This is a genomic window from Gemmiger sp. (genome assembly GCF_057431175.1).
Map to the genome: position 1 here is coordinate 38,253 of NZ_DBMDDV010000011.1, position 11,954 is coordinate 50,206.

Below are 11,954 nucleotides of genomic sequence, written 5' to 3' on the forward strand. Positions count from 1 at the left end.
AATCGTATTCTTTGCAGGGAAGGAGGGCTGCGCCGTGCGGAGGATCGTTTTGGACGCGCAATACTCTGTGATGACGAGCGCATTGACAATGGCACTGAAACAGGGCAGGCCGGACTTCCAGGTGCAAAACGCTGGCCCTAAGACAAAGGATATTGTAAAGATATGCCGTTCCTGCAGGGCGGATGTCCTGCTGCTGGAGGTCTGCCCGCATCCGCCGCGCACCCTGCAGGACAGACTGCTGCTGGCAAACGACCTGCGGGATGTATGCCCGCACTGCAAAACGGTACTGCTTGTGGATGAGGCCGAATATCCCGAACTGGCCACCGCCGTGTGCCTGGCAAAAAAGGATCACATTGTCGATGATTTCGTCTACGCTTCCGTCTCGCCTGCCTATCTGAGCGCTATGATGGACACTTTATGACCAAAAGGAGGACAGCTATGAAAAAAGTACAACGAACGCTCGCTGCCGTATTGGCAGCCATGATGCTTATGGCTTTGACCGGTTGCTCCAAGGGGGATGTGACCAAAGAGGTCAATTCCGGCTTATCCGACCTGAAAGCGCAGGCCGCCGAACCGGCTGTTGAACCCCAGACGGAGACCCCGGCAGAACCCAAGACCGACGCGGCATCCGAACCTGCATCGGAGCCTGCTGCAGAGCCGGAGCCGGAAGCCACCGCCGAACCGGCCCCTGCTTCCGCGCCTGCGGACAATCCTGATTATCCGTCGGCTGCCGGCCTGAACACCCAGACGCTGGAGGCATTCGGCACGGACTTTACGCTGGTGCTCAACGTGACCTGCCCCGACCAGGGCTGGTACAAGTCCGCCTCGACCAGTTTCGGGGATCTCAAGCTGTTCCCGACCGATGACCCCAGCCATATCTTCTCCGGCGACCCGCGCATAACCTTTGAACTGAAAAGCGGTCTGGACAAAATCAACTACTATTACGACAACTTTGAAAACGTGGAGGAGCTTACCCCGCGCACCATCGGCGGCGTGGAGATGGCCGGACGCACCTACAAAAACGTAGGTATGTGGTGGACCGAATACTACGGCGAGATGCCCACCGGCGGCTGGCTGGCCATCAAGATCTCCGGTGTGGACCTTGACCCCGGCACCGAGGGCGACACCGTGCTGAACAGCGTCACCTTTGGCTAAGCACAGGCAGGTTACTGCACTCTCAACCGAAAGGCGGGTGAACCAACCATGAAAAGACGCTGTGCCGTACTATTGGCGGCGGCGATGCTGCTGTCGGCGGCAGGCTGCGCACAGGACAGCAAGCGGCCCGAGCCGACCGAATCGACCGAACCGGCCGCAAGTGCTGTGAGCGAGACCTCCGCTGAAAATGTGGAAGCTACGGAGGAAACCCCGCAAAAGCCGCAGCCCTCCCGCAGGTTTGATGATTCCCGCATCTCTACGCTGTATGATGTGGAATTCAGCTACACCGACCCCAACGGCAACAAGTACACCTATTTTTACGAGGTTCCGCAGATCGATGATGACACCGAGGGCGCAAAAAACATCAACGAGATGATCGGCTACCGCTTCGGCTATCTGGTAGAGCGCGCCGAGGACGCCCGCTCCCGCAATGATTTTATCGACACAAACTACATCATCTGGATAAGCACCTGGACCGGCCCGGTACTGAGCCTGCAGATCACAAGCGTTGACACAATGTACAACCACGATGTGGGCGCCTACCATTACAACTTTGAAACCGGCAAGGAACTTTCCAACATCGAAATGCTCGAGTACCTTGGCTACACCGACAACGACCTGACCTTAAAAGCAGTGCAGCGCGCCGTGGCCCAGCATTTCGATGCTTACTACGGCAGCGACGACCCAACCTACGCATCCCAGCTTTACAAGATGCGCGCACAGAGCCTGAACGGGCTGAGCGATGTATTTACCTACTTTGCCGTCTACCCCTACTACACAGGCGGTCTTATCGTCACCGTGCCGATGTACACCCCTGCCGGGGCCGGCATGATGTGGACAGACATAGATGTTTACCCCGACAAGCGGCAGGCCAGCGGCCAGATCCTGCACGGGCAGGATGAATGGTTTACCTGCGATGTGACTGCCACAGGCGAGGTGACGGTACGCGCCCTGACCGACTATGTTACCCCTGACGGCGCTATGACCTACCAGACCATGAAGGAATGGTACGAGTTGGGCGACAAGACCGAGTTCGCGGTCAGCGGCTGCTACGGCGACTATATAAAGATGCTGATGACCAGCATCGGGCAGGACTACGCCCCCTATGTTTTCCTTCTGACCGAGAACGGCAATGTCGAATACATTGATGTCATCAGCGGCGCACAGTGCGGCACCATGGTCAACGGCGGTCCGCTCTTCGGTATCAACGGAATTGTCCGGTTTGAGACCGGCACGGCCTACGATGCAGAGTACGGAGCCGAGTACGCGACTGTGTACGGCGTTTCCCGCGATAACGAAAAATTCAACCTGATGGAGGCTGTCTGGAACACCGCCCCGCTGAGCATTCCGGGCATGATCGGCTCCTTTGTGAGTGAGGATACTGGCACTTGGTTTGAAATCTGCGAGGATCAGCCGAACTTCTATACCGGCGCATACACCAACGGCCAGAGGATTCCGGCCACATGGGACAGCAGCATCTCCTACCTTGGTATGGATGACCGCGGCTGGATCTGCTCCGTTTCGCTGTTCCGTATGGATTCAGGGCGTACACAGCGCGAAACGCTGGCTATGATGCCCGCTGATTACGGCGGCGTCAATGTAATGCACATCGGTGGGGAATCACTTCTGAACCTGCCGCAGCAGGAATCTGTATGGTTTGAAATGACACAGGAATAAGCAAGGTTCTAAGGCAACATCGCACAATTCCCGCCTAGCGGCTTAAGCACCGCTTCGGCGGCTGCGGTACGGCATCTGCGTTGCCAAAATGCTTGATAAGACATCCAGTATTATCTGCGCTTTTGGCTTAGCAGCTGCCGCACCTCGCTCGCCGTATCGGCACTTAGAATTATGCGGTATTGCGCTAAAATATTACTTTATAAAAGGAGGCAGACACTATGGCAACATGTACGCAATGTGGTGCCGAGTTAAAGCCCGGTACTAAATTCTGCGAGAATTGCGGTGCAAAAGTATCCGTACCGCAGCCCGCCGCACAGCCCGCAGCTGTGCCCCAGCCCCCGGTTCAGCCTACCCAGGCTGTGCCGCAACCCCCGCAGCCTGTACAGACGCCCCCGCAGCCGCAGGCAAGCGGCGGCAATCCCTATGCAGGCGGCGCACCTGCCGCCCCGCAGCCCCAGACGAACGCAGCGAATCCTTACGCAGGCAATGCGCCCGGCACACCGCCGCAGACCGGCGCAGGCGCACCGCTTTACGCCAGAAACACACCCCCGGATGCTCCCCATGCTGTCACGCCGCCGCCACCCGGCGGCACGGGCGGTAACCCTTACGGCAATGTGGCCCCCGGCGGCAAGCCCAAGCGCCCCCGCGCACCAATGTCCCCCAAGCGGATAATCCTGATCGCCATCCCGGTGGTATTCCTGCTTATGATCATCGTAACAATGATCAGCGGCTCCATCCGCACCGGCAAGCCGAACGCCAGTGACCCGAATCAGGGCACCTGGGAAGCAGCCTACGCCGAGGTTGGTGGCTCCGTGACGCAGGTCGAGGATGCTTTCGGCAGCGGGTTCCTGATGGACCTAAATGACAAGGGCAAGTGCGTTGTAACGGTGGACGGCACCAAGTCCTATGGCAAGTGGACGCTGAACGGCGGGGCCTTCCAGCTGGATTGCGGCGGCCTGAGCTGCACCGGCACCCTGCAAGACGAAATTCTGACCCTGAACGATGTACAGGGACAGGGCGTGACGCTCTACTTCGTCAAGTCCGGCAGCACCATGCAGCAGCCTCTGGACGGTGACAACATGACCCAGGGCACCACCGCAGGCAGCGATACCGATGTGGGCATCTATGTGCTGGAATCCGCCTCCGACAGCGAGTACACCCTCTCCAAGGAGGAGCTTGCCCTCGTCGATATGGAGGACTTCTACATTGAGCTGCGTGCGGACGGCACCGGCGAAACCTACATGGAGGATTTTGTCACCTTCCAATGGAAGGACGGCAACTTCTACGCGCTGACCGAACCCGATACCCCGGCCATGACCTACACCCGCGAGGGTGACCTGCTGACCATTGAGTATGACGGTATGACCATGGTCTTTAAGCGCAGCGACACCAAGCCTGAAGTTGACCCCGATTTGCTGGACGGCGGCGATGACGAATATGACGGCGACGGCTTGATCGACAGCACCGACGGCCCGGATGAGCCTGACCCGCCCTACACCTACGACGACGGCAACACCTACGCTGATTTGGGCAACACCAACTGGTACGGCTGGTTCCGGATGGAAAACTACAAGAATGTACCGAACCGCGACTACTTTGACACCGACACCTACGATTGCTGGGGCTACATCGGTGAGAGCGAGGACGGCAGCCACTACTTTGAGGTTTACCGTGACGGTATGCCCGATGACCCGGTCATCACGATGTGGGTCAATGTCTATGATGACCATATCGAGCCTATCCTGGACGGCTACGACTGGGTGCTTGACCAGAACATAACCGAGAGCGATGCGTATAAGTTCAACCTGTACCCGTATGACGACAGCATCTCGCTGTTCATGTATGACTACGAGGGCGAGGACGGTACGGCCTGTGCGGTCAGCTTCTACATGAGGCTGGACGGCACCGAGTGGAACGAGGAGCTCGAAGAGCTGCCGCCCCGCTATGAGGAGTACAAGGCCGCCTTGGCCAACAAATAACGACTTGATTTATCTGTACAAAATGGGGCGGGCCCTGCCCGCCCCTGACATAGGAGGATCATTATGGGACTTATCAGAGCTGCAATGGGCGCTGCTGGCGGCGTTATGGCCGACCAGTGGAAGGAATACTTTTATTGTGAAGCCATGCCGGCTGACCTGTTGGCTACCCGCGGCTGGAAACGCCAGAGCGGACGCAGCGCCAACACAAAGGGCAGCGACAACATCATTACAAACGGCTCGATCGTGGCCGTTGCCGACGGCCAGTGTGCCATGATCGTCGAGCAGGGCAAGGTCGTGGATATGTGCGCCGAGCCGGGTGAGTACACCTACGATACCGGCAGCGCCCCCTCGCTCTTCAGCGGCGACCTGTCCGACTCGATCGGCGCAGTGTTCCAGAACATCGGCAAGCGCTTTACCTTCGGCGGCGAGGCCCCGATGGATCAGCGCATCTACTACTTCAACACCAAGGAGCTGGTGGGCAACAAATACGGCACGCCCAGCCCGGTGCCCTTCCGCGTGGTGGATCAGCGCGCCGGCATCGACATCGACATTGCCATCCGCTGCTTCGGTGAGTACAGCTACCGCATCACCAACCCCATTTTGTTCTACACTAATGTCTGCGGCAATGTGGAAGAAGGCTACACCCGCGATGAAATCGACGGGCAGCTGAAATCCGAGCTGATGACCGCCCTGCAGCCCGCCTTTGCCAAGATCAGCGATATGGGCATCCGCTATTCCGCACTGCCCGGCCATACGATGGAGCTTGCCGAGGCCCTCAACGAAGTGCTCTCTGCCAAGTGGGGCAAGCTGCGCGGCATTGAGATCGTATCCTTCGGTGTTTCCAGCGTGAAGGCCAGCGAGGAAGACGAGCAGATGCTCAAGGAAATGCAGCGCAACGCAGCCTTTATGGACCCGACCCGCGCCGCTGCGCATCTTGTCGGCGCACAGGCCAGCGCCATGCAGACCGCAGCCGGCAATCAGGGCGCAGGCCCCGCCATGGCCTTTATGGGCATGAATATGGCCGGTGCGGCGGGCGGTATGAACGCCCAGAACCTGTACCAGATGGGCGCCCAGCAGCAGGCCGCCGCACAGCCCGCCCCGGCCCCGGCAGCCGCTCCCGCAGGCTGGACCTGCAGCTGCGGCCAGACCGGCAACACCGGAAAATTCTGCGCCAACTGCGGCAGCCCCAAGCCTGCCCCGACACCCGCAGCCGGCAGCTGGGTATGCAGCTGCGGCACCTCCAACACCGGTAAGTTCTGCTGCAACTGCGGCAACCCCAAGCCAGCACCGGCCCCCGCCAAGTGCAGCCAGTGTGGTTGGACCCCGGTTGACCCGGCCCATCCGCCCAAGTTCTGCCCGGAGTGCGGTAAGCCGTTTGGCCAGTGATGCGCAAAAAAATTGCTGCGGTGCTTTGCGCCGCAGCCGCTTTTCTGACAATGTCCGGCTGTAAAAAAGCACCGCCCGGCACACTGACCGGTATCAGCATCAGTTATTCCGGTATGTGCTATGACGACACCTATGGGTTCAGCATAAGAAACGACCCGGCTGGCGGCTGCCTTTTCAGCTGCAATTACAAGGGTGATGAATGGGTGGAACTGGAAAATATCCCTGTTGAGGACACCCATTGGCAAGAAGCCCTGGCTCTGGCAGAAAAGCTGGGGCTGGAAAGCCTGCCGGACGAAAAGAAAAATTCTCCTGGCTTATTTATTACCGATGAAACGTTAAATAGCGTTTGCCTGATTTACAAAGCCCCGGATGACGAGATCATCTACCGTTATCTGGATGCCGATGGCAATACGCGCAGCGCCCTGCGTGATTTTTTGGAGGATCTGGCAGGGCAGCTGCAAACCGAAGGAAAGAGAGGTGACGCATAATGGCAACGCAGCTTACCAACTACCAATGCCCTGCCTGTACCGGTCCGCTTCACTTTGACGGTGCCAGCGGAAAGCTGGTGTGTGACTTCTGCGGCAGCAGCTACGATACTGCTGAGATCGAAGCGCTCTATGCTGAAAAAGAAGCCGCTGCCGAAACCGCGGCACAGAGTAAACAGGCACCGCCGCCCGACTCCGTCTGGAGCGAAAACGAGGCCGCCGGGCTGCGCAGCTATTCCTGCCCGTCCTGCGGCGCAGAACTGATCTGTGACGAGACGACCGCCGCGACAAGCTGCCCGTACTGCGGCAACCCAACGGTCATTGCGGGGCAGTTCAGCGGTATGCAGCGGCCTGAGCTTGTCCTGCCGTTTGTGCTGGATAAGAACGCCGCCAAGGCCGCGCTGAAAAAATACTATCGCGGGAAGCGTTTCCTGCCCAATGCCTTCTCCTCGCAGAACCATATCGAGGAGATCAAGGGCGTGTATGTCCCGTTCTGGCTGTTCGATGCCAACGCCTCCGGCTCGGGCCTATATGAAGCCACGACCAGCTCCAGCCACCGCAGCGGCGATTACGTCATCACCACGACCAAGCACTATGATGTCCGCCGCGCCGGTACCACGCAGTTCATGGGCGTTCCGGTGGACGGCTCGACCAAGATGCCCAACGGCCACATGGACGCCATTGAGCCGTATGACTACCGCGCCTTCCAGCCCTTCTCGACAGCATTCCTGCCGGGCTATATGGCCGACAAATACGACGAGGACGCCGACACCTGCCAGGCCCGCGCCCACAGCCGTATGCAGAATTCGGTCAGCAGCGAGCTTTCGGCCAGCATTACCGGCTACAACAGTGTAAGCACCCTGAGCGAGAACATCAGCATTGATTACACCGCCAAGCACTACGCGCTGCTGCCCGTCTGGATGCTGCACACCAAGTGGCAGGGCAAGGACTATCTGTTCGCTATGAATGGGCAGACTGGCAAGCTGGTCGGCGATCTGCCAGTTGATAAGCGAAAGGTAGCCGCCTGGTTCGCGGGCATCAGTGTTCCGCTGATGATCCTGCTTGCATTCCTGCTTTGAAAGGGGGAAACAGAGTATGAAAAAGAAACTGTTTTCTCTGCTTACGGCACTGGTGCTGTGCTTGCTCTGTGCCGTGCCGGCGTTTGCCGAAATGCCGCTGGTGATGGACACCTACGAGCTGTTCAAACCCGAAGCGACCGCTGAATTGGAACAAAAGGCACAGGACGCCAGTGCCGGACACGGTGTCAACGTCTACCTGCTGACGGTGTCTGACATCGGCGGGCAGAACGTGCGCGAGTTTGCCAAGGACTGGTACCGCAACTATGACCTTGGCTACGGCGACGGCAAAAGCGGCATCCTGTTCCTGATTGCGCTGGATTCCCGTGATTATGTTACCATCACCTACGGCGGCGGTGTGACCGCCTTTACCGACTACCGCATTGCACAGATCGAGGATAAGATCGTGCCGATGCTCTCGGACGGATCGTATTACAAGGCCTCCGACACCTACATAGAAATGTGCGCTGACACGCTGGATTTCTATGCCGAAAAGGGTGCACCGCTGGACAGCGGCAACGACCCCGCCAAGGGGTGGGTCAAGTGGGTGTTTGTGTTTGTCATCCCGCTGGTTGCAGCCGGCATCGTCTGCGGCATCTTCTATGCGCAGATGAAAACTGCCAACGAGCAGACGCACGCCAACGCCTATATGCCCGCCGAGGGTCTGGCCCTGTCCGTGGTGGAGGACACCTACACCCACACCACCGAGACTGAAAAATACGACCCCGTCAAGGTCAAGGACGACAGTTCGAGCGGCTCGAGTACCGACAGCGACGGCTTCGGCGGAAGCTCGGGCGGAAAATTCTAAACCATACAGTTCCTCAAGCTGGATGCTTGCCTGATAGAGCGCGTTGTGTTTCGATATTCTTATTTCTGTTGGCATCCGAAATTTTAACTGTTGACCTTTTTCCAAAATTTCGATATGCTGTTCTTGCTTTTGAGTCTCTTTTTTCACAACTGTTAACTTAAAGCAAAAGACTGAAGTTGTAAAGCCCTTTTTGGGCTTTTACTTCGGTCTTTCTTTTTTGGGGGATGTGCAACAGCCCCCGTTCATTATATCGCAGCCAAAATCAAAGACCTGCTCTCCCAAACCGTGCGGCACGCCGCGCAATCGCTGCTGGCCCTCTGCGGCGTCGGCATCATCGAGGACGGCAAGTTGTGCTGGTCGCCGCCCGGTTACACGACGATTTGCTGCAATTTTGGCGAACTCGACGCCTACAGCAAAATGGAAGCCGCGAACATGATTGCCAGCAAAATCAACCTTGGCGAACTTCCCGAAAAGAAGAAATCTCCCAAACGAAAAATCGCTTAGGAGAAAAACTCCGTTGGGCGAACTTGTCCGCCAAAACCAACGGAAAATAAATCCGTTTTGTCTGCCATTTGGGGTAAAAGTGGCAGACAAAATGGCAGACAAGCCTGAATCTTGTCTGCCACACAAAAAATACCTAAGCCGCTAAAAGGCTTAGGTATAAGGAATGCCGGTGATGGGGGTCGAACCCATACGGTGTCACCACCAACGGATTTTGAGTCCGTCTCGTCTGCCAATTCCAACACACCGGCGTGAAGGTACTTTGACATTATACCTGCATTGGGGGCAAATGTCAAGGGGTTATCCTACCCGCATTGCCAAAATCGCGAAGCGGGTGTCCGTGTCGGGGCGGGTATCGCCGCAGGTGGAAAGGGTCAACAGCTGGGTGCCGTATTCGGGCGTGACGCCGGTGTCGTACAGCGCCAGCGCCGTGATGGCCTCGACCCGGCGCTGCCAGTCCAGCTTGTTGGCGGCGTCAAAAAACGTGTAGTAGGGTTGTTCGTCTGCGCCAAGGGCTGTATCCAGCGCGGCCACGACCTGCCAGGTGGCGTGCTCGTACAGGGTGTCAAACGTGAAGGTGGGGTGCGCTTTGTAAAAATCCTCGTCGCGGTAGTACACCAGTTGGCCAAACATCGAACCATCGCGCATATTATGGCCGTAGATCAGCCAGTTGTCGGCGGGCGCATCGGGGGAGAGAGAGCACCGCTCGTCCAGAAACAGGGTGCCGCCCATGGCGTAAAAGCGGTCGAATCCGCGCCGCAGGTAATACTCGTTGTCGCCGGGGGTCTGCACCACGGGCAGATCGATGTCGGTGCCGTCGATGCGCAGCCAGCCGACGAGATCGGGATTCTCTTCATATAATGCGCGGTACTGCGGCAAAATGGCGGTGCTTTCCACGGTGGGCGCGGCGGCAGACTCCGGCGTGGTGTGGGCGGCAGCATCGGCCTCGCGGGTATCGGCCAGGGCGTCCCGGGTCGCGGCAACCGGCGCAACGGTCACATGGGCCTGCCCGGGGGCGGTGGTCTGTGCGGCGGCAATCGGCGCGGGGGCGTTGGGCTGGCCGCCGCGGAACACAGTCTGCCGCACCAGCAGCACCGCCGCCAGGGCCAGCGCCGCTGTGCCCAGAACGCGCAGCAGCCGCGCATGGCGGCGCTGCCGGGCGCGTAACCCGGTGCGGGCCGCGAAAGGGTAGTACGCGGTATCCCCGCGCAGCTTGCGGTAGCGTCTGGGCATGTACGGGGCTCCTTTCTGTGAAAGTGGCGGCACATAAGGGAACGCTCGTCGGGATCTCTCCGGCCGCCTTCGGCGTCTACCCTTTTTTGACAGGGGAGGCTTAAAAACAAAAAACGCCCCGGAGGGCGTTTACATCAGATTTTGCGCAGCATCAGCAGCCCGGCGGAGCAAATCAGGATAAGACCTACCACGCCAGCCAGATACACAACGGGGAAATCCCCGGTGGCCGGGGTCTCGACCTGGGCCGGGGCCGCCGTAGCGGTGGGGCTGGCGCTGCTCTGCGCCGTGACGACATCCACCTTGGCGGCGGTCTCGTTGACCTTAACGGTGGAATCACTCTTCTGTGTGCGGGAAGTAGAACTGGTGGGGGTAGCCGTAGCCTGGGCTGCGGCGGAGTTTACATTCAGTGCGCCGCAGGCGGCCAGCAACGCAACGACGGCCACAAAAAAGGCCGCACAAAAAAAGCGTTTCATCGAAGAAAACGCCTCCTCATATTCAGTCTTTAGCTTCTATCAAAAACGATGCAGCGACGTGCCATCGTGGTTTATACTGTTTGTATTGTAGCACAGCTTGTTCTATCCGTCAAGGCATTGCAAAGAAATAGTAACAAATTGGCAACAAATGGGTACACATCACGGCAAGATTTCCCCCTTGCGTGCCCTTGCAAAATGCTGTATAATAACTTTAATCGTATTGTGTGAGATTATGCCCCAATGGGATGGGCGGCGCGCACTGCACCAAAATTTTAAAGGAGTTGTAACGATGAAAGGTATTATCCTTGCCGGCGGCGCCGGCACCCGACTTTACCCGCTGACGATGGTCACATCCAAGCAGCTGCTGCCCGTCTATGACAAGCCGATGATCTACTATCCGCTGTCTACGCTGATGCTGGCGGGCATCCAGGACATTCTGATCATTTCCACCCCCACGGACACCCCGCGCTTTGAGGCGCTGCTGGGCGACGGCAGCCAGTACGGCCTGCATCTGCAGTATAAGGTCCAGCCTTCTCCGGACGGCCTGGCCCAGGCGTTCATCCTGGGTGAGGAGTTCATCGGTGACGACTGCTGCGCCATGGTTCTGGGCGACAACATCTTCTACGGCGCCGGTTTCTCCAAGCGCCTGAAGACCGCCGCCGCCAACGCCGCCAACGGTCGCAGCACGGTGTTCGGCTACTATGTCAACGACCCCGAACGCTTCGGCGTCGTCGCGTTTGACAAGGACGGCCACGCCACCGACATTGAGGAAAAACCCGCTAACCCCAAGAGCAACTACGCCGTCACCGGCCTCTACTTCTACAATAATGAGGTCGTGAAGATGGCAAAGCAGGTCAAGCCCAGTGCCCGCGGTGAGCTGGAAATCACCACACTGAACCAGATGTACCTCGACCAGGGCAAGCTGGATGTCCAGCTGCTGGGCCGCGGCTATGCCTGGCTCGACACCGGCACAATGGACTCCCTCGTCGAGGCTGCTACCTTTGTGCAGACCGTTGAGCAGCGCCAGGGCATCAAAATCTCTGCCCCGGAAGAAATTGCCTACAAGTACGGCTGGATCACCAAGGAAAAGCTGCTGGAAAGCGCCGCCCGCTATGGCAAATCCCCCTACGGCCAGCATTTGAAGAATGTCGCCGATGACAAGCTGCAATACTGATAGAGCA

The 11,954-nt window shown here is 58.3% G+C and carries 12 protein-coding genes and 1 tRNA gene; 9 read left to right on the forward strand and 4 right to left on the reverse strand.

The window, feature by feature from the left end:
* The first annotated feature begins 88 nt into the window (after positions 1-88).
* The 8 genes from ACZO0A_RS05860 (at position 89) to ACZO0A_RS05895 (ending at position 8,566) form a co-directional block, all read left to right on the forward strand.
* Positions 89-421: a hypothetical protein gene (locus ACZO0A_RS05860; protein WP_302375900.1), complete on the forward strand. Its 333-nt coding sequence runs from the start codon at positions 89-91 to the stop codon at positions 419-421.
* A gap of 17 nt (positions 422-438) precedes the next feature.
* Positions 439-1,155 (forward strand): hypothetical protein, encoded by a 717-nt coding sequence (locus ACZO0A_RS05865; RefSeq protein WP_486846153.1) that lies wholly within the window; start codon positions 439-441, stop codon positions 1,153-1,155.
* Between the two features lie 48 nt (positions 1,156-1,203).
* Complete coding sequence (locus tag ACZO0A_RS05870) at positions 1,204-2,832, forward strand: hypothetical protein (protein WP_486846154.1); 1,629 nt, start codon at positions 1,204-1,206, stop codon at positions 2,830-2,832.
* Between the two features lie 218 nt (positions 2,833-3,050).
* Positions 3,051-4,811, forward strand: coding sequence for a zinc ribbon domain-containing protein (locus tag ACZO0A_RS05875; RefSeq protein WP_302375904.1), 1,761 nt, complete (start codon positions 3,051-3,053; stop codon positions 4,809-4,811).
* Between the two features lie 63 nt (positions 4,812-4,874).
* On the forward strand, positions 4,875-6,197 hold the full coding sequence (locus ACZO0A_RS05880; protein WP_215693166.1) for an SPFH domain-containing protein: 1,323 nt from the start codon (positions 4,875-4,877) through the stop codon (positions 6,195-6,197).
* Positions 6,197-6,685: a hypothetical protein gene (locus ACZO0A_RS05885; RefSeq protein ID WP_215693168.1), complete on the forward strand. Its 489-nt coding sequence runs from the start codon at positions 6,197-6,199 to the stop codon at positions 6,683-6,685. The genes ACZO0A_RS05880 and ACZO0A_RS05885 overlap by 1 nt, the downstream gene beginning before the upstream one ends.
* Positions 6,685-7,761: a Trm112 family protein gene (locus ACZO0A_RS05890; protein ID WP_215693170.1), complete on the forward strand. Its 1,077-nt coding sequence runs from the start codon at positions 6,685-6,687 to the stop codon at positions 7,759-7,761. Before ACZO0A_RS05885 ends, ACZO0A_RS05890 begins: the two co-directional genes overlap by 1 nt.
* 16 nt (positions 7,762-7,777) lie before the next feature.
* Positions 7,778-8,566, forward strand: coding sequence for a TPM domain-containing protein (locus ACZO0A_RS05895; protein ID WP_215693172.1), 789 nt, complete (start codon positions 7,778-7,780; stop codon positions 8,564-8,566).
* A gap of 198 nt (positions 8,567-8,764) precedes the next feature.
* On the opposite strand, the gene ACZO0A_RS05900 is transcribed toward ACZO0A_RS05895, so the two are convergent.
* The 4 genes from ACZO0A_RS05900 to ACZO0A_RS05915 all read right to left on the reverse strand — a co-directional run bounded on the left by ACZO0A_RS05900 (position 8,765) and on the right by ACZO0A_RS05915 (position 10,773).
* The gene (locus tag ACZO0A_RS05900; RefSeq protein ID WP_486846155.1) at positions 8,765-9,172 is read right to left on the reverse strand and encodes a hypothetical protein; all 408 of its coding nucleotides are present in this window, start codon (positions 9,170-9,172) and stop codon (positions 8,765-8,767) included.
* 62 nt (positions 9,173-9,234) lie between these two features.
* Positions 9,235-9,318 (reverse strand) — tRNA-Leu (locus tag ACZO0A_RS05905).
* A gap of 49 nt (positions 9,319-9,367) precedes the next feature.
* On the reverse strand, positions 9,368-10,300 hold the full coding sequence (locus ACZO0A_RS05910; protein ID WP_291211724.1) for a class B sortase: 933 nt from the start codon (positions 10,298-10,300) through the stop codon (positions 9,368-9,370).
* Positions 10,301-10,434: 134 nt separating this feature from the next.
* Complete coding sequence (locus ACZO0A_RS05915; RefSeq protein WP_215693252.1) at positions 10,435-10,773, reverse strand: hypothetical protein; 339 nt, start codon at positions 10,771-10,773, stop codon at positions 10,435-10,437.
* Between the two features lie 289 nt (positions 10,774-11,062).
* Between ACZO0A_RS05915 and rfbA the strand changes: the two genes are divergently transcribed.
* Positions 11,063-11,947 (forward strand): glucose-1-phosphate thymidylyltransferase RfbA, encoded by an 885-nt coding sequence (gene rfbA / locus ACZO0A_RS05920; protein WP_215693254.1) that lies wholly within the window; start codon positions 11,063-11,065, stop codon positions 11,945-11,947.
* Positions 11,948-11,954 lie beyond the last annotated feature (7 nt).